Annotated in this window: 17 protein-coding genes; 15 read left to right on the top strand and 2 right to left on the bottom strand. The window is 71.3% G+C overall.

The window, feature by feature from the left end; genetic code table 11:
* Positions 1 to 13 precede the first annotated feature (13 nt).
* A complete protein-coding gene (locus JKV81_RS11110) occupies positions 14 to 2,281 on the bottom strand; it encodes an ATP-binding protein (protein ID WP_129261353.1) in 2,268 nt (755 codons plus the stop codon).
* A 239-nt stretch (positions 2,282 to 2,520) separates the two neighbouring features.
* On the opposite strand from JKV81_RS11110, the gene JKV81_RS11105 reads away from it, so the two are divergent.
* From JKV81_RS11105 to nusB, 13 genes are all read left to right on the top strand, one after another.
* Positions 2,521 to 2,970 (top strand): DUF948 domain-containing protein, encoded by a 450-nt coding sequence (locus JKV81_RS11105; protein ID WP_124279737.1) that lies wholly within the window; start codon positions 2,521 to 2,523, stop codon positions 2,968 to 2,970.
* Between the two features lie 7 nt (positions 2,971 to 2,977).
* The gene (locus tag JKV81_RS11100) at positions 2,978 to 3,274 is read left to right on the top strand and encodes a hypothetical protein (protein WP_129261351.1); all 297 of its coding nucleotides are present in this window, start codon (positions 2,978 to 2,980) and stop codon (positions 3,272 to 3,274) included.
* A complete protein-coding gene (gene alaS / locus JKV81_RS11095; protein WP_129261349.1) occupies positions 3,274 to 5,943 on the top strand; it encodes an alanine--tRNA ligase in 2,670 nt (889 codons plus the stop codon). The genes JKV81_RS11100 and alaS overlap by 1 nt, the downstream gene beginning before the upstream one ends.
* An 8-nt stretch (positions 5,944 to 5,951) precedes the next feature.
* Complete coding sequence (gene ruvX, locus JKV81_RS11090; protein ID WP_187327287.1) at positions 5,952 to 6,425, top strand: Holliday junction resolvase RuvX; 474 nt, start codon at positions 5,952 to 5,954, stop codon at positions 6,423 to 6,425.
* Positions 6,426 to 6,526: 101 nt separating this feature from the next.
* On the top strand, positions 6,527 to 8,284 hold the full coding sequence (gene mltG / locus JKV81_RS11085) for an endolytic transglycosylase MltG (RefSeq protein ID WP_202075580.1): 1,758 nt from the start codon (positions 6,527 to 6,529) through the stop codon (positions 8,282 to 8,284).
* Positions 8,281 to 9,114 carry a shikimate dehydrogenase gene (locus JKV81_RS11080; protein ID WP_202075578.1) on the top strand — a complete coding sequence of 278 codons (834 nt, stop codon included), beginning with the start codon at positions 8,281 to 8,283 and terminating at the stop codon, positions 9,112 to 9,114. Before mltG ends, JKV81_RS11080 begins: the two co-directional genes overlap by 4 nt.
* A gap of 148 nt (positions 9,115 to 9,262) precedes the next feature.
* Complete coding sequence (aroC, locus tag JKV81_RS11075) at positions 9,263 to 10,447, top strand: chorismate synthase (RefSeq protein WP_124279743.1); 1,185 nt, start codon at positions 9,263 to 9,265, stop codon at positions 10,445 to 10,447.
* The gene (gene aroB / locus JKV81_RS11070; protein WP_129261343.1) at positions 10,444 to 12,090 is read left to right on the top strand and encodes a 3-dehydroquinate synthase; all 1,647 of its coding nucleotides are present in this window, start codon (positions 10,444 to 10,446) and stop codon (positions 12,088 to 12,090) included. The genes aroC and aroB overlap by 4 nt, the downstream gene beginning before the upstream one ends.
* Positions 12,087 to 12,530, top strand: a complete 444-nt coding sequence (gene aroQ / locus JKV81_RS11065; protein ID WP_124279745.1) for a type II 3-dehydroquinate dehydratase — start codon at positions 12,087 to 12,089, stop codon at positions 12,528 to 12,530. Before aroB ends, aroQ begins: the two co-directional genes overlap by 4 nt.
* 119 nt (positions 12,531 to 12,649) lie before the next feature.
* Complete coding sequence (locus tag JKV81_RS11060) at positions 12,650 to 13,465, top strand: Pro-rich N-terminal domain-containing protein (RefSeq protein WP_099176867.1); 816 nt, start codon at positions 12,650 to 12,652, stop codon at positions 13,463 to 13,465.
* Between the two features lie 80 nt (positions 13,466 to 13,545).
* Positions 13,546 to 14,652: a M24 family metallopeptidase gene (locus JKV81_RS11055; RefSeq protein ID WP_147985623.1), complete on the top strand. Its 1,107-nt coding sequence runs from the start codon at positions 13,546 to 13,548 to the stop codon at positions 14,650 to 14,652.
* Positions 14,653 to 14,725: 73 nt separating this feature from the next.
* Positions 14,726 to 15,292, top strand: coding sequence for an elongation factor P (gene efp / locus JKV81_RS11050; RefSeq protein ID WP_014044814.1), 567 nt, complete (start codon positions 14,726 to 14,728; stop codon positions 15,290 to 15,292).
* 2 nt (positions 15,293 to 15,294) lie between these two features.
* Entirely contained in the window at positions 15,295 to 15,726 is a 432-nt protein-coding gene (nusB, locus tag JKV81_RS11045) for a transcription antitermination factor NusB (RefSeq protein ID WP_073751719.1), read from the top strand.
* A 151-nt stretch (positions 15,727 to 15,877) separates the two neighbouring features.
* On the opposite strand, the gene bldD is transcribed toward nusB, so the two are convergent.
* Positions 15,878 to 16,378, bottom strand: a complete 501-nt coding sequence (gene bldD / locus JKV81_RS11040; RefSeq protein ID WP_014157378.1) for a transcriptional regulator BldD — start codon at positions 16,376 to 16,378, stop codon at positions 15,878 to 15,880.
* Positions 16,379 to 16,599: 221 nt separating this feature from the next.
* On the opposite strand from bldD, the gene pyrR reads away from it, so the two are divergent.
* Both pyrR and JKV81_RS11030 read left to right on the top strand, forming a co-directional pair.
* On the top strand, positions 16,600 to 17,184 hold the full coding sequence (pyrR, locus tag JKV81_RS11035) for a bifunctional pyr operon transcriptional regulator/uracil phosphoribosyltransferase PyrR (protein WP_099176869.1): 585 nt from the start codon (positions 16,600 to 16,602) through the stop codon (positions 17,182 to 17,184).
* Between the two features lie 92 nt (positions 17,185 to 17,276).
* Positions 17,277 to 18,293 (top strand): aspartate carbamoyltransferase catalytic subunit, encoded by a 1,017-nt coding sequence (locus JKV81_RS11030; protein WP_099176870.1) that lies wholly within the window; start codon positions 17,277 to 17,279, stop codon positions 18,291 to 18,293.

The raw sequence follows: 18,293 nt of genomic DNA, 5'->3' as shown, positions 1-18,293 counted from the left end.
CCAGGCGTAGCTCTCAACCGAGCTCGGGCCCGCCCCTCCCTGTCGTACGGGAGACGGCGGGCCTTCGCTTCTCCCCGGCCACCGCTGCCCCGGACGCGCCCTCCACCGCGGTCCCGTCGCCCGCGGGGTCCGCGCCCTCGCCCTCCGGTTCCGGGGCCGCGCTCCCGTCGGCCGCCGGGATCCCGCCCGTGCCCGTACCGCCTCCGAGCGCCCGGGCCACGGCGGCCCTCGCGTCCAGCCGGCGGCCCGAGCGCCGCTCCGCCTCGTACCGCGCGTCGCCGAGCTCCGCCCTCGCCCGCTCCTCGCACTCGGCCCTCGGCCTCCCGTAGTGCACGGATCCGAACAGCGGCAGGCCCACCGAGGGCCAGATCCGGTCCGCCACGCCCTGGAGCACCGCCGCCTCCGCCGCATCGCCCTCCACCGCCGTGATGAGGGCCAGCAGCTCCAGCGCCAGGACCGTGCCCAGCAGATCGTGGAAGGCGTGCGCGATGGACAGCGCCTCCCCGAGCATCCGGCGCGCCCGCCCGTCCTCCCCGGTCCGCAGCGCGGCGAAGCCCAGGACGTACAGCGCGTAGGCCAGGGCCCACCGCTCGCCGTGGTCCTCGCAGATCTCGCGGACCTCGCCGCAGATCGCCGCGGCAGCCTCCAGATCCCCGCGGAACGCCACGGCCATACCCAGCTCGACCTGGGCCATCAGCACATTGCTGTTCAGCTCGCCGATCTCCCGGTAGCGTCCGAGCGCCTCGCGCAGCAGCTCCTCCGCGCGCACCGGGTCGTCCGTGACGATCGAGAGGCAGCCCGTGCGGTGCACGGCATAGGCCACGGCGGTGGCGTCGCCCGCGCGCTCACCCTCCTCGCGGCACTCCTGAAGAGCCGACACCGCGCCGACCGGATCCCCCTGGAGCACGGAGACGTACCCGAGGACCCACAGGGCCTTCAGCCGCGAGTGGTCGTACGGGGACTCCGCCTCCAGGACGTGATCCAGCCAGTGGCGGCCCTCCGAGAGCCGCCCGCACCCCACCCAGTAGAACCAGAGCGTGCCCGCCAGGTACTGGGCGAGATGGACCTCCTCCGGGCTCTCCATCGAGCACTCCATCGCGCGGCGGAGGTTGGGCAGCTCGCTGTCGACCCGGGCGGCCGCCTCCGCCTGCCGGGGGCTGAACCAGTCGAGCTCGCACCAGGTGGCGAGCCCCAGGTACCAGTCCCGGTGCCTGCGGCGCAGCCGCTCCGCGTCCCCGGTCGCCCGCAGCCACTCGGCGCCGTACTCCCGCACGGTGTCCAGCAGCCGGTAGCGGCTGCCGACGGGGGAGTCCTCGCGCAGCACCACGGACTGCGCCAGCAGTTCGTCCAGCACGTCCAGCACGGAGTCGGCCGGCAGTCCCGGACCGCTGCAGATGTACTCGACGGCCTCCAGGTCGAACTGCCCGGCGAACACCGAGAGCCGCGCCCACAGCAGCCGCTGCTCGGGAGCGCACAGCTCATGGCTCCAGCCGATGGCCGTACGCAGCGTCTGGTGGCGGGGGAGCGCGCTCGGACTGCCTCCGGTCAGCAGCCGGAAGCGGTCGTCGAGACGGTGCAGCACCTGCTCCATCGTCAGGGCCCGCAGCCGTCCCGCGGCCAGCTCCAGGGCCAGCGGGATGCCGTCGAGACGGCGGCAGAGCTCGCGCGCGGTCTCCCGGTCGGCGCCCGTCAGTACGAACCCGGGGCGCACCGCCGCGGCGCGCCGGGCGAAGAGCTCCAGGGCGTCGTCGTCGTTCATCGGCATCAGCGGGTAGGTGAGTTCGCCGTCGACCCGCAGGGGGCGGCGCCCGGCGGCGAGGACTTGGAGGCGGGGCGCCCGGCGGAGCAGCTCCCGTACGAGACCGGCGCACGCGTCGGCGAGGTGCTCGAAGCCGTCGATCACGAGCAGCAGTCGGCGCCCCGCGCAGTGCTCGACCAGGACGGCGCGCGGCGGCCTGCCCGTGTGGTCGGTGAGGCCCAGGGCGTCGACCAGGGCGTGTTCGAGCAGCTCCGGGTCCTGGACGGCCGACAGCTCCGCCAGCCAGACACCATGGCAGTACCGTTTCTCCATCAGGGCGGCCGCCCTGGTCACGAAGCGGGACTTGCCGACCCCGGCGACCCCGGCCACGGTGACGAGCCTCGACTCCCGCAGCAGCGGCTCGATCCCGGTCAGTTCGTCGTCGCGTCCCACGAAGGCGTTCAGCTCCGCCGGGAGATTTCCGCGTACGGGGGCGGGCTCCGCGTCGTCGGGCACGGGGGAGGGGCGCTGAGGGCGTCGCATGAAACACGCAGAGTACTGGCACATAAGCTCTCCGTACAATCTCCCCGCCCCCAGGACCCGCGCCCCGCGCCCGTAATGCGGTACGGGGTGCGACGCCCGGCGCGATAGGCTCGGGTGACGACGATCGGCAGGGGTGGCAGCACGCACCGGCCGAGCCGTGACAGGCAGACACCGGCCGGGAGAGGTCCCGGCCGATGCGGGCGACGAGCAGAGAGCGGTGCACTGTGTCCGGTGGAGAGGTGGCCGGCATCCTGGTGGCTGTCTTCTGGGCGATCCTGGTGTCCTTCCTCGCCGTGGTACTGGTGAGACTGGCCCAGACGCTCAGGGCGACCACCGCGCTGGTGGCGGACGTGACGGAGCAGGCGGTCCCGCTGCTCGCCGACGCCTCCGCGACGCTGCGCTCCGCGCAGACCCAGCTGGACAAGGTCGACGCCATCGCGAGCGACGTCCAGGAGGTCACCTCCAACGCCTCGGCGCTCTCCACCACCGTCGCGTCGACGTTCGGCGGCCCGCTCGTGAAGGTGGCCGCGTTCGGCTACGGGGTGCGGCAGGCGATCGGCCGCCGCACCGCCGCGGAGCCCGAACCGGCCCGCCGGACCTCCCGCCGCACCGTGATCGTCGGCCGTACCGTGCCGTCCGCCCGCGACAGGAAGCGGAACGGCCGCAGCTCCCGTGGACAGAAGGACTGAACCAGCGATGTTCCGCCGTACGTTCTGGTTCACCGCCGGCGCAGCCGCCGGTGTCTGGGCCACCACCAAGGTCAACCGCAAGATCCGCCAGCTGACCCCCGAGAGCCTCGCGGCGCAGGCCGCCGACAAGGCGCTCGAAGCGGGTCACAAGCTGAAGGACTTCGCCCTCGACGTCCGCGAGGGCATGGTCAGGCGCGAGGCCGAACTGGGCGGCGCCCTCGGTATCGAGGCACCCGCCGAACCCGAACCGGCCCTCCACCGCACACTCCCCTACAACCCGAACAACCGGAATGAGGACTACTGATGGAGTCGGCTGAAATTCGCCGCCGCTGGCTGAGCTTCTTCGAGGAGCGCGGTCACACCGTCGTGCCTTCGGCGTCGCTCATCGCGGACGACCCGACTCTGCTGCTGGTCCCCGCGGGCATGGTTCCCTTCAAGCCCTACTTCCTCGGCGAGGTCAAGCCGCCCGCTCCGCGCGTCACCAGCGTGCAGAAGTGCGTGCGTACGCCGGACATCGAAGAGGTCGGCAAGACCACCCGGCACGGCACGTTCTTCCAGATGTGCGGCAACTTCTCCTTCGGGGACTACTTCAAGGAAGGGGCCATCCAGTTCGCCTGGGAGGCCCTCACCAACTCCGTGGCGGACGGCGGCTTCGGCCTCGACCCGGAGCGCCTCTGGATCACGGTCTACCTGGACGACGACGAGGCCGAGCAGATCTGGCGCGAGAAGATCGGCGTCCCGGCCGAGCGCATCCAGCGCCTGGGCAAGAAGGACAACTTCTGGTCCATGGGCGTCCCCGGCCCCTGCGGCCCGTGTTCCGAGATCAACTACGACCGCGGCCCGGAGTTCGGCGTCGAGGGCGGCCCCGCCGTCAACGACGAGCGGTACGTGGAGATCTGGAACCTCGTCTTCATGCAGTACGAGCGGGGCGCCGGCGACGGCAAGGAGGACTTCCCGATCCTCGGTGACCTGCCCTCGAAGAACATCGACACGGGCCTCGGTCTCGAGCGCCTCGCCATGATCCTCCAGGGCGTACAGAACATGTACGAGACCGACACCCTGCGCGTCGTCATGGACAAGGCCACCGAGCTCACCGGCGTCCGCTACGGCGCCGAGCAGGGCTCCGACGTCTCCCTGCGGGTCGTCGCCGACCACATCCGCACGTCGGTCATGCTCATCGGCGACGGCGTCACCCCCGGCAACGAGGGCCGTGGCTACGTCCTGCGCCGCATCATGCGCCGCGCCATCCGCAACATGCGGCTCATGGGCGCCACCGGCCCGGTCGTCCGCGACCTCGTCGACGTCGTCGTCGACACCATGGGGCAGCAGTACCCGGAGCTGATCACCGACCGCAAGCGCATCGAGACGGTCGCCCTCGCCGAGGAAGCCGCCTTCCTCAAGGCCCTCAAGGGCGGCACGAACATCCTCGACACCGCCGTCACCGAGACCAAGGCCGCCGGCGGCAAGGTCCTCGCCGGCGACAAGGCGTTCCTGCTCCACGACACCTGGGGCTTCCCGATCGACCTCACGCTGGAGATGGCCGCCGAACAGGGCCTCTCCGTCGACGAGGACGGCTTCCGCCGCCTGATGAAGGAGCAGCGGGAGCGCGCCAAGGCCGACGCCAAGGCCAAGAAGACCGGGCACGCCGACCTGTCCGCCTACCGTGAGGTCGCCGACAACTCCGGCGTCACCGAGTTCACCGGCTACACCGCCACCCAGGGCGAGTCGACCATCGTCGGACTGCTCGTCGACGGCCTGCCCTCGCCGGCCGCCACCGAGGGCGACGAGGTCGAGGTCGTCCTCGACCGCACCCCGTTCTACGCCGAGGGCGGCGGCCAGCTCGCCGACCAGGGGCGCATCCGGCTCGACACCGGCGCCGTCATCCAGGTCCGCGACGTGCAGCAGCCCGTTCCCGGCGTCTCGGTGCACAAGGGCTCGGTCCAGGTCGGCGAGGTGACGGTCGGCTCCTCCGCCCTCGCCGTCATCGACGTCACCCGCCGCCGTGCCATCGCCCGCGCCCACAGCGCCACGCACCTCACGCACCAGGCGCTGCGTGACGCGCTCGGCCCCACGGCCGCCCAGGCCGGTTCGGAGAACTCGCCGGGCCGCTTCCGCTTCGACTTCGGCTCGCCCGCCGCCGTACCCGGCACGGTCCTCACCGACGTCGAGCAGAAGATCAACGAGGTCCTCTCGCGGGAGCTCGACGTCCAGGCCGAGGTCATGTCCATCGACGACGCCAAGAAGCAGGGCGCCATCGCCGAGTTCGGCGAGAAGTACGGCGAGCGGGTCCGCGTCGTCACCATCGGCGACTTCTCCAAGGAGCTGTGCGGCGGGACCCACGTCCACAACACCTCCCAGCTGGGCCTGGTGAAGCTGCTCGGTGAGTCCTCCATCGGCTCGGGTGTCCGCCGTATCGAGGCCCTGGTCGGCGTGGACGCGTACAACTTCCTCGCCAAGGAGCACACGGTCGTCGCCCAGCTCCAGGAGCTGCTCAAGGGCCGCCCCGAGGAGCTCCCCGAGAAGATCTCCGGCATGCTCGGCAAGCTGAAGGACGCCGAGAAGGAGATCGAGAAGTTCCGCGCGGAGAAGGTCCTCCAGGCCGCCGCCGGGCTCGTGGAGTCCGCCAAGGACGTACGCGGCGTCGCCCTGGTCACCGGAGAGGTGCCGTCCGGCACCTCGGCCGACGACCTGCGCAAGCTGGTCCTCGACGTGCGCGGGCGCATCCAGGGCGGCCGGCCGGCCGTCGTGGCCCTGTTCACCACGGCCAACGGCCGCCCGCTGACCGTCATCGCCACCAACGAGGCGGCCCGCGAGCGCGGCCTCAAGGCCGGTGAGCTGGTGCGCGCCGCCGCCAAGACCCTCGGTGGCGGCGGCGGCGGCAAGCCGGACGTCGCCCAGGGCGGCGGCCAGAACCCGGACGCCATCGGTGACGCCGTCGCCGCTGTCGAACGCCTCGTCACCGAGACGGCGTGACGCCGGACATGTCGCAGATGCGCCGTGGACGCCGACTCGCCATCGACGTCGGTGACGCCCGGATCGGGGTCGCCTCGTGCGACCCCGACGGGATCCTCGCCACGCCGGTGGAGACCGTGCCGGGACGCGACGTCCCGGCCGCCCACCGGCGGCTCGGCCTGATCGTCGAGGAGTACGAGCCGATCGAGGTCATCGTCGGCCTGCCCCGTTCGCTGGGCGGCGGCGAAGGCCCGGCGGCCGCCAAGGTCCGTGCCTTCGCGCAGGTCTTCGCCCGCGCCATCGCACCGATTCCTGTACGTCTTCTGGACGAGAGGATGACCACAGTGACGGCCACTCAGGGGCTGCGCGCTTCGGGCGTGAAGTCCAAGAAGGGCCGGTCTGTCATCGACCAGGCTGCCGCTGTGGTGATCCTCCAGAACGCTCTGGAGTCCGAACGGGCGTCAGGCACCCCCCCGGGCGAGGGCGTCGAAGTGGTTGTCTGATCGCGATACGGTAACGTTCCGCGCGATGCGCCGGTGTTCGAACAGACACCGCACAGCAAAGCGAAGAGACGGAGCGTTCGTCTCGCGGCTCAAGGGGATCGATGACTGAGTATGGCCGGGGCCCCGGCTCCGAACCGTGGCATCCCGAGGACCCCTTGTACGGGGACCAGGGATGGGCAGGCCGGCAGGCCGCCCACGGCCAGGGCCAGTACGAAGGCCAGCAGCAGCCCTATGCGCAGGACCCGTACGCCCAGCAGGGCTACCAGCAGGACCCGTACCAGCAGCAGCACCAGCAGCCGTACGGTGCGCAGCAGGACCCGTACCAGCAGCAGGACCCCTACGCCCAGCAGCCGCAGCACGCCCCGCACGACCCGTATGACCAGCAGGACCCGTACGCCCAGCAGCCGCACCAGCAGCCGCAGTACGACGGCGGCTGGGACACCGGCCAGCAGGCGGCGATGCCGTACGGGGCGCAGCAGCCCCGGTACGACAACAACCCCGGCTACGGCGAACAGGCGGACCCCTACGGCACCCCCGAGGCCTACCCCCCGCCGCAGCCCCCGGGCCACCGCGAGGAGCCCGCGCGTCAGCAGGGCCAGGACTGGGACCCGGACGTGCCGGAGGAGGAGACGCATCCTTTCTTCACGGGCGCCGACGAACCGGCCGACACCCGTGACTCGCGCTCCCGGTCCCGTTCCCGGGACGAGGACGACGAGTACGACGACGACCCACGCGAGTCCCGCCGGGGCGGCGGCGAGCGCCGGGGCAAGGGCAAGAAGAAGAACCGCAACGGCTGCGCCTGCCTGGGCGTCGCGGCGGTCCTGGTCGGTGGCCTCGGCGGGGTGGCCTACGTCGGGTACTCGTACTACCAGAGCCAGTTCGGCGAGGCGCCGGACTACGCGGGGTCGGGCACGGGGTCGGTCGAGGTGGAGATCCCCGAGGGGGCTCTCGGCAACGAGATCGCGAACATCCTGAAGAAGGCGGGCGTCGTCAAGTCCGTCGATGCCTTCGTCTCGGCGCAGAACGGGAATCCCAAGGGAGGGTCCCTGCAGGCGGGTGTCTATCTCCTGAAGAAGGAGATGTCCGCCGACAGTGCCATCGAGTTGATGCTGGACCCGAAGAGCCAGAATGCGCTGGTCATTCCTGAGGGAACGAGCAGTTCCGATATCTACGCGAAGATCGATAAAAGGCTCCAGCTGAAGACCGGCACCACAGCGGGGATCGCGAAGACGAAGGCCGAGAGTCTCGGCCTGCCCGAATGGGCGGATGACGATCCCAAGATCAAGGATCCGCTGGAAGGGTTCCTTTTCCCCGCTGCTTACGCGGTCCCCAAGGGTTCGAAGCCCGAGGACGTGCTGAAGAAGATGGTGACCCGGGCGAACAAGGAATACGGGAAGCTCGATCTCGAGCAGAACGCGAAGAAGATGAATCTGGACTCACCGCTCGACGTCATCACGGTGGCGAGCCTGGTCCAGAAAGAGGGCAAGTACAAGCACGACTTCGACAAGGTCGCGAGGGTGGTCTACAACCGGCTCAAGCCGGACAACCTCGAAACCGTCGGCAGGCTCGAATTCGACTCGACGATCAATTACATCCGCGCCGAGAGCACGCTGGATGTGGGTGCCGTCGACGACCTGCGAAAGATCGACGACCCGTACAACACGTACAGCATCAAGGGACTCCCGCTCGGCCCGATCTCCAATCCGGGCGCGGATGCGCTGCACTCGGCGATGAATCCCACGCCCGGCCCCTGGTACTACTTCGTGTCCGTCACCGAGGACAAGACCGTGTTCGCGGTGACGAACAAGGAACACGAGCGCAACCGCGAGAAGTACGAAGAGAACAAGGCAGACCAGTGAGTACACCCCGCAGGGCCGCCGTACTCGGCTCGCCCATCGCCCACTCCCTCTCCCCGGCCCTGCACCGCGCCGCGTACGCGGCGCTCGGCCTGGAGAACTGGTCTTACGAGCGCTTCGACGTCGACGAGGCGGCCCTCCCCGGCTTCGTCGAGGGGCTGGACTCCTCCTGGGCGGGGCTCTCCCTGACCATGCCGCTCAAGCGGGCGATCATCCCGCTGCTGGACAGCGTCAGCGATACGGCGGCTTCGGTCGAGGCGGTCAACACGGTCGTGTTCACCGAGGACGGCCGCCGCCTCGGTGACAACACGGACATCCCCGGGATGGTCGCCGCCCTGCACGAACGCGGGGTCGAGAAGGTCGAGTCCGCCGCCGTCCTGGGCGCCGGTGCCACGGCCTCCTCGGCGCTGGCCGCGCTCTCGGTGGTCTGCACCGGACCGGTCACCGCCTACGTGCGCAGCGCGGCGCGGGCCGACGAGATGCGTGGCTGGGGCGAACGCCTCGGTGTGGACGTCAGGATCGCGGACTGGGCGGAGGCCACAGAGGCCCTGCGCGCCCCCCTGGTGATCGCCACCACCCCGGCCGGCACCACGGACACACTGGCGGACGCGGTCCCCACGGCACCCGGCACCCTGTTCGACGTGCTGTACGAGCCCTGGCCGACGGCTCTCGCCGCACGCTGGTCGGCGGCCGGGGGAGCGGTGGTCGGCGGCCTCGACCTCCTGGTCCACCAGGCGGTTCTCCAGGTCGAACAGATGACCGGACGCGCCGCGCCCCTCGCGGTGATGCGCGCGGCGGGCGAGCAGGCGCTCGCGGCACGGGAAGGCCGGTAGACCCGCCCGGAAACGGGCCCGACACCGTCCGTCTGCTGGACCGGCGGCAGGGCGGCCCTTCCGATCGTGGGAGGATCGGGGGCGGCGGGCCAGGGCCGCGCACCCGGTCGCGCCGTTGCAGTTACAGGCGCGAGCATGAGGAGCACCGTTGAGCAGGTTGCGCTGGCTGACCGCCGGAGAGTCGCACGGCCCCGCACTGGTGGCGACGCTGGAGGGTCTTCCCGCCGGTATCCCCGTCACCACGGAGATGGTGGCGGACGCGCTCGCCAGGCGACGGCTCGGTTACGGGCGCGGCGCCCGGATGAAGTTCGAGCGGGACGAGGTCACCTTCCTCGGCGGGGTCCGGCACGGTCTGACCATGGGCTCGCCCGTCGCCGTCATGGTGGGCAACACCGAGTGGCCCAAGTGGGAGCAGGTCATGTCGGCCGACCCGGTCGACCCCGACGTGCTGGCCGAGCAGGCCCGTAACGCCCCGCTGACCCGTCCCAGGCCCGGCCACGCCGACCTGGCCGGGATGCAGAAGTACGGCTTCGACGAGGCCCGGCCGGTCCTGGAGCGTGCGAGCGCCCGGGAGACCGCGGCCCGTGTCGCCCTCGGCGCCGTCGCCCGCTCCTACCTCAAGGAGACCGCGGGCATCGAGATCGTCTCCCACGTCGTCGAGCTGGCCGCGGCCAAGGCGCCCTACGGCGTCTACCCGAAGCCCTCCGACGTCGAGCGGCTCGACGCCGACCCCGTGCGCTGCCTCGACGCCGACGCGTCGAAGGAGATGGTCGCGGAGATCGACCAGGCCCACAAGGACGGCGACACCCTCGGGGGAGTCGTCGAGGTGCTCGCCTACGGCGTCCCCGTCGGCCTCGGCTCGCACGTCCACTGGGACCGCAGGCTCGACGCCCGCCTCGCCGCCGCGTTGATGGGCATCCAGGCCATCAAGGGCGTCGAGGTCGGCGACGGCTTCGACCTCGCCCGGGTGCCCGGCTCCAAGGCGCACGACGAGATCGTGGCCACCCCGGACGGCATCAGGCGCACCTCCGGCCGTTCCGGCGGCACCGAGGGCGGGCTGACCACCGGTGAGCTGCTCCGGGTCCGCGCAGCGATGAAGCCCATCGCCACCGTGCCCCGCGCGCTCGCCACGGTCGACGTCGTGACCGGCGAGGCGGCCAAGGCCCACCACCAGCGTTCCGACGTGTGCGCCGTGCCGGCCGCCGGGATCGTCGCCGAGGCGATGGTCGCGCTGGTGCTGGCCGACGCGGTGGCGGAGAAGTTCGGCGGGGACAGCGTCGCCGAGACCCACCGCAACGTGCAGTCGTACCTCTCCCACCTCCAGATCCGGTGAGCGGCCCGCTGATCGTCCTGGTCGGACCCATGGGGGTGGGCAAGTCCACCGTGGGTGAGCTGCTCGCCGACCGGCTGGGCACCTCCTACCGCGACACCGACGCGGACGTCGTCGCCACCGCGGGCAAGGCGATTTCGGAGATCTTCTTCGACGACGGCGAGGAGCGGTTCCGCGCGCTGGAACGCCAGGCCGTCCGCGACGCCGTCGACCAGCACACCGGTGTGCTCGCCCTCGGCGGCGGTGCCGTGCTCGACGACGAGACCCGCGCGCTGCTCGCCGGCCGCCCGGTCGTCTACCTGTCGATGGACGTGGACGAGGCCGTCCGCAGGGTCGGGCTGAACACCGCCCGCCCCCTCCTCGCCGTCAACCCGCGACGGCAGTGGCGCGAGCTCATGGACGCCAGGCGCCCCCTCTACGAGGAGGTGGCCGCCGTCACCGTCGCCACCGACGAACGCGCCCCCGAAGAGGTCGCCCAGGCGATCGTCGAGGCGCTGGAACTGCCGGAACGTACAGGCGGACCCGTACCGTCCGACCAGGAGAAGTCACGCATGACCGAGCAGGGCACCACGCGCATCCAGATCGCCGGCACGGCAGGCACCGACCCGTACGAGGTGCTCGTCGGCCGCCAGCTCCTCGGCGAGCTGCCCAACCTCATCGGCGACCGCGCCAAGCGGGTCGCCGTCCTGCACCCCGAGGCACTCGCCGAGACCGGCGAGGCCGTCCGTGAGGACCTCGCCTCGCAGGGCTACGAGGCCATCGCGATCCAGCTGCCGAACGCCGAGGAGGCCAAGACCGTCGAGGTCGCCGCCTACTGCTGGAAGGCGCTCGGACAGACCGGCTTCACCCGCACCGACGTCATCGTCGGCATCGGCGGCGGCGCCACCACCGACGTCGCGGGCTTCGTCGCCGCGTCCTGGCTGCGCGGGGTCCGCTGGATCGCCGTCCCGACGACCGTGCTCGGCATGGTCGACGCGGCGGTCGGCGGCAAGACCGGCATCAACACCGCCGAGGGCAAGAACCTCGTGGGCGCCTTCCACCCGCCGGCCGGGGTGCTCTGCGACCTCGCCGCACTGGACTCGCTGCCGGTCAACGACTACGTCTCCGGCATGGCCGAGATCATCAAGGCCGGCTTCATCGCCGACCCGGTGATCCTCGACCTGGTCGAGTCCGACCCCCAGGGCGCCCGTACGCCCGCCGGGCCGCACACCGCCGAGCTGATCGAGCGTTCCATCCGGGTCAAGGCGGAGGTCGTCTCCAGCGACCTCAAGGAGTCCGGCCTGAGGGAGATCCTCAACTACGGCCACACGCTCGCCCACGCCATCGAGAAGAACGAGCGCTACAAGTGGCGCCACGGCGCGGCCGTCTCGGTCGGCATGGTCTTCGCCGCCGAGCTGGGCCGGCTCGCCGGACGCCTCGACGACGCCACCGCCGACCGGCACCGCGCGGTCCTGGAGTCCGTCGGGCTGCCGCTCACCTACCGCGGTGACCAGTGGCCCAAGCTCCTGGAGAACATGAAGGTCGACAAGAAGTCCCGCGGCGACCTGCTGCGCTTCATCGTCCTGGACGGCATCGGCAAGCCCACCGTGCTGGAGGGCCCCGACCCCGCCATCCTGCTCTCCGCCTACGGGGAGGTCTCGGCGTGACGACCCGCAGGGTCCTCGTGCTCAACGGCCCGAACCTCGGACGCCTCGGCTCCCGCGAGCCCGACGTGTACGGGGCGACGTCCTACGCCGGTCTGGTCGACACCTGCCGGACCCTCGGCAAGGAGCTCGGCTTCGACGTCGACGTCCGGGAGACCAACGACGAGGGCGAGCTGATCCGCTGGCTCCACGAGGCGGCGGACGGTTCGATTCCGGTCGTTCTCAACCCCGGTGCCTTCACGCACTATTCGTACGGGATGCGCGACGCGGCAGCCCAGCGCACCGCCCCGCTCATCGAGGTGCACATCTCGAATCCGTACGCACGGGAGGAATTCCGCCACACCTCGGTGGTCGCCCCGGTGGCCACCGGGACCGTGGCAGGCTTCGGGATCGGCTCCTACCGGCTCGCCCTGCGGGCCCTGGCCGACGAACTGACGGACTGACAGGCCGACCGACACCGGGCACTTCGTGCCTCCCCCGCCCGTTCACAGCGTGGCGGCCGGGGGAGGTACGGTTGCCGTCGACCAGCGCCAGTTGCCTGCACGAGACGGAGTGGCACCGGATGCAGCACGCAGTGGGGGCCCCGCTGCCGCCGCCCCAGGGTCCCGGGAACGGGCCGTGGACGCACCAGGCCCAGCACTCAGGCCACCCCGGACAAGCGGGGCCGCCGCCCCCTCCCATGGCACCGGGGCCGCAGCCCCAGGCGCCCGCGCCCCAGCACGCCCCCGTGCCGCCCTCCCGGGAGACCACGGGGCACATCCAGCTGCCGCCCGGCGGCCCCGTGCCGCTGCCCGCGCCGCCCGCCGAGCCGGGCACCGGCGCCGCGACCCTGGCCGTGCTGCTGATCGGGCCCGCCGGAGCCGGCAAGACGACGGTCGCCAAGCTCTGGGCGGGCCGCCGCCGGGTCCCCACCGCGCACGTCTCCCTGGACGACGTCCGCGAATGGGTCTGCTCCGGCTTCGCCGACCCGCAGGCCGGCTGGAACGACCACTCCGAGGCGCAGTACCGCCTGGCCCGGCGCACCTGCGGCTTCGCCGCCCGTAACTTCCTCGCCAACGGCATCTCCTGCATCCTCGACGACGCCGTCTTCCCCGACCGGCCCGTCGTCGGCCTCGGCGGCTGGAAGCGCCACGTGGGCCCGGGACTGCTGCCCGTGGTCCTCCTGCCCGGCCTGGAGGTCGTCCTGGAGCGCAACGCGGCACGCAGCGGGAACCGCAGACTCTCCGACGAGGAGGTCGCCCGGATCCACGGCCGCATGGCCGGCTGGTACGGCTCCGGGCTGCCGATCATCGACAACTCCACCTACGACGTCGAGACGACCGCCCGGGTCCTCGACGACGTCCTGGCGCGCTCCATAGCCAGCCCGCCCGCCTGGTAGCAGCCGCGGTCCACCGGCCCTTTTCCCGGTCGGGTGCGCTGACCGGGCGGGGCCCGCCGCGCGCTCGTAGGCTCGGAAACATGTCAGAGGTGTACGCCGTCCGACGCGGGCTGCTGCGTGACCGGTACGCCGCCGCCGGATCCGCGGCCGCCCTGGTCTCCCGCCCCGCCAACGTCCGCTATCTCGCGGGCGGGGCCCCGCCCGGCGCCGTGCTGCTGCTCGGCCCCGGCGAGGATGTCCTGCTCTGCCCCCGCGCCCTGACGGGCGACCCCGCCCACGGGCGCCCCGACGAGGCCCTTCGGCTGACCGTCCTGCCCGACGCCGACAGCGACCCGGTCGTCACGGCGGCCGGTCTCGCCGGCGGCCTGGGCGTCGACTCCCTCTCGGTCGAGGAACACGACCTGACGGTCTCGCGCCACCGCGCCATGAGTTCCGTCGCCCCGCGCCTGCGCCTGGGCGACCTCGGCACCACGGTGGAGCAGCTCCGCCTCGTGAAGGACGAGGAGGAGATCGCCTGCCTGCGGATCGCCGCCGAGATCACCGACCAGGCGCTGGGGGAGCTCCTCGAATCCATCCTGGTGGGCCGTACCGAACGCCACCTCGCCCTGGAGCTGGAGCGCCGGCTGGTGGACCACGGCGCCGACGGCCCGGCCTTCGCCACCTCCGTGGGGACCGGCCCCCACTCCGGTCTCGGCCGCCACCGGCCCACCGACCGCAGGGTCGAGGAAGGCGATTTCCTCTCCGTCTGCCTGGGGGCGAACTACCGCGGCTACCGCTGCGAGATCGGCCGGACCTTCGTCATCGGGACCAGCCCCGCGGACTGGCAGATCGAGCTCTACGACCTTGTTTTCGCCGCTCAGAGGGCCGGACGGGAGGCTCTCGTACCCGGCGCCGCCTACCGTGACGTGGACCACGCGGCCCGCCATCTCCTGGACTCGGCGGGTCACTCGGAGTGCCTCCAGCCCAGCACCGGGCACGGGGTCGGGCTCGAAATCGACGAGGACCCGCAGTTGGCACCGGCAGCCATGGGTAAACTGGACGCTTGCGTGCCGGTCACCGTCGAACCGGGGGTCCACCTCCCGGGCCGGGGCGGTGTCCGGATCGATGACACGCTCGTCGTACGCCCCGAGGCGGACGGCGGACCCGAGCTACTCACCATTACGACCAAGGAGCTGCTCGCGCTCTAGGGGAACTCCTCGCGGAGGCTCCGGCGCGCATCCTTTGTCGTCCACCAGCTTCAGTCCAGGAGATTCCGCAACCGTGGCTTCCACGAACGACCTCAAGAACGGCCTGGTGCTCAAGCTCGACGGAGGCCAGCTCTGGTCCGTCGTCGAGTTCCAGCACGTCAAGCCCGGCAAGGGCCCCGCCTTCGTGCGCACCAAGCTCAAGAACGTGCTCTCCGGCAAGGTCGTCGACAAGACGTTCAACGCCGGCGTGAAGGTCGAAACGGCCACCATCGACCGCCGCGACATGCAGTTCTCGTACATGGACGGCGAGTACTTCGTCTTCATGGACATGGACACGTACGACCAGCTGATGGTCGACCGCAAGGCCGTCGGCGACGCCGCCAACTTCCTGATCGAGGGCTTCACCGCCTCCGTAGCCCAGCACGAGGGCGAGGTGCTCTACGTCGAGCTGCCCGCCGCGGTCGAGCTGACGATCCAGCACACCGACCCGGGTGTGCAGGGCGACCGCTCCACCGGTGGCTCCAAGCCCGCCACCCTGGAGACCGGCTACGAGATCGGTGTCCCGCTCTTCATCACCACCGGCGAGAAGATCAAGGTCGACACCCGTACGGGCGACTACCTCGGCCGGGTGAACAGCTAACCGTGGCTGCCCGGAACAAGGCCCGCAAGCGCGCCTTCCAGATCCTTTTCGAGGCCGACCAGCGCGGTGAGTCCGTGCAGACGGTCCTCGCGGACTGGGTACGGCTCTCGCGGACCGACGACCGTCAGCCGCCGGTCGGTGAATTCACGATGGAGCTGGTCGAGGGGTACGCGCAGTACGCGGACCGCATCGACGACCTCATCGTCACCTACGCCGTGGACTGGGAGATCGACCGCATGCCGGTCGTCGACCGGAGCATCCTGCGGCTCGGGGCGTACGAGCTGATCTGGATGGACTCGACGCCGGACGCCGTGGTGATCGACGAGGCGGTCCAGCTCGCCAAGGAGTTCTCCACGGACGACTCCCCGACCTTCGTGAACGGCCTGCTGGCCCGGTTCAAGGACCTCAAGCCGAACCTCCGCCGGGAGCAGTAGCCCCCCGGCGGCATCGAGCCGAACGAAGGGCCCACGGTCGCACGCGACCGTGGGCCCTTCGGCGTACCGGCCCGGCCGGAACACGGAAAACGCCGGACCGGCGGGGCCCGAGGGCCCCGCCGGTCCGGCGTAGGTGTCTGGGTGGGGCGGGTCAGCCCTCGTCGTGGGCGACCGCGCGACGCGCGTCGGCGTCCAGCACGCCCCAGCTGATCAGCTGCTCCGTGAGGACCGAGGGCGACTGGTCGTAGATCACGGCCAGGGTGCGCAGGTCGTCCTGGCGGATGGAGAGCACCTTGCCGTTGTAGTCGCCGCGCTGGCTCTGGATCGTCGCCGCGTAACGCTGCAGCGGTCCGGCCTTCTCCGGCGGCACGTGGGCGAGGCGCTCCAGGTCGAGGACCAGCTTCGGCGGGGGCTCGGCGGCACCGCCGGGGGTCGTGCCGGGCAGGAGCTCCTGCACCGGGACGCCGTAGAAGTCGGCCAGCTCGGCAAGGCGCTGAACGGTCACGGCGCGGTCGCCGCGCTCGTAGGAACCGACCACGACGGCCTTCCAGCGGCCCTGCGACTTCTCCTCCACGCCGTGGAGGGAGAGGCCCTGCTGGGTGCGGATGGCGCGGAGCTTGGCCCCGAGCTGCTTTGCGTATTCGCTGGACATAAGGCTCCCCGGACGCTGGAACATTCTGCGGCTGGGCCGCGTGGCTGGTAACTCACTGTGAGGTTACGCAGCGTTACTTGGCTGCGTCAAGCCGAAAGGTCCGGACTGCGGCCTCCCGGGGGCGGGGCCAGGGCCTCGCACAAGCCCTGGTAACGTGGATGACGCAATTTCGACGTCCTTTAACGTCCGTCCAGTGAGGCGGAGAAGGAGGTCCGTTTCTTATGGACGCACAGCATGACCACACCGGCAATGCGGCACGCCCCGTTCTCGAGGCTCCCGACATCGCCCGGGTACTGACCCGGATCGCCCACGAGATCGTCGAACGCGCCAAGGGCGCCGACGACGTGGTGCTCCTCGGCATCCCGACGCGAGGGGTCTTCCTCGCCCGCCGGCTCGCCGGAAAGCTCGAAGAGATCACCGGCCGGAAGACGCCGGTCGGGTCACTCGACATCACGATGTACCGCGACGATCTGCGGATGCGCCCCGCGCGTGCCCTCGCACGCACGGAGATCCCCGGTGAGGGCATCGAGGGCCGTCTCGTCGTGCTCGTCGACGACGTGCTCTTCTCCGGCCGCACGATCCGCGCCGCACTCGACGCGCTCGGCGACATCGGCCGGCCCCGTGCCGTACAGCTCGCGGTCCTCGTCGACCGGGGACACCGCGAACTCCCGATCCGGGCCGACTACGTCGGCAAGAACCTCCCCACGTCGCTGCGGGAGACGGTCAAGGTCCAGCTCTCCGAGGAGGACGGCCGCGACGCCGTGCTGCTCGGCGTCGAGCAGGCCGTCCCGGCAGGCGAGCAGTAGCCGAGTCACGTCCCGTGCCGCCCCTCCGGGCCGCACGGCTGCTTCCGCACGCCTGCCTGCCTGATCCCTCCACCCTTCACGGAGACTCCCAGATGCTGCGCCCTCCCGGCGACAACCCCAGGTCCCCCCGTCACCTCATCTCGGCCGCAGACCTCACCCGCGACGACGCCGTCCTGATCCTCGACACCGCCGAGGAGATGGCCCGGGTCGCCGACCGGCCGATCAAGAAGCTTCCCACTCTGCGTGGACGAACGGTCGTGAACCTTTTCTTCGAGGACTCGACCCGGACGCGGATCTCCTTCGAGGCCGCCGCCAAGCGCCTCTCCGCCGATGTCATCAACTTCTCCGCGAAGGGCTCGTCCGTCTCCAAGGGCGAGTCGCTCAAGGACACCGCCCTCACCCTGGAGGCCATGGGCGCCGACGCGGTCGTCATCCGGCACGGCGCCTCCGGGGCCCCGTACCGCCTGGCGACCTCGGGCTGGATCGACAGCGCCGTCGTCAACGCCGGCGACGGCACGCACGAGCACCCCACCCAGGCACTGCTGGACGCGTTCACGATGCGCCGCCGGCTGGTCGGGCCCGACGCGGGGATCGGCCGCGACCTCGAAGGCCGCCGGATCACGATCGTCGGCGACATCCTGCACAGCCGTGTGGCCCGCTCCAACGTGCACCTGCTGCACACGCTCGGTGCGCACGTCACCCTGGTGGCCCCGCCCACCCTCGTGCCCGTCGGCGTCGAGCAGTGGCCCTGCGACGTCAGCTACCGCCTCGACGACGTGCTCCCGAAGTCGGACGCGGTCATGATGCTCCGTGTGCAGCGCGAGCGGATGAACGCCGCCTACTTCCCGACCGAGCGCGAGTACTCCCGCCGCTACGGCCTGGACGGCGAGCGCATGGCCCGGATGCCCGAGCACGCCATCGTGATGCACCCCGGCCCGATGGTCCGCGGCATGGAGATCACGGCCGAGGTCGCCGACTCCGACCGCTGCACCGCCGTCGAACAGGTCGCGAACGGCGTCTCCACCCGCATGGCCGTCCTGTACCTGCTGCTGGGCGGTTCCGAGACCGCCCTGCCCTCCGCCTCCGCCCGTACCGAGGAGAACAAGTAA

Source organism: Streptomyces silvae, from assembly GCF_016745505.1.
GTDB classification, from domain to species: Bacteria; Actinomycetota; Actinomycetes; order Streptomycetales; family Streptomycetaceae; genus Streptomyces; species Streptomyces silvae.
Note: the sequence above shows the minus strand (reverse complement) of the source record. Positions and strands in the feature narration are given on the sequence as shown.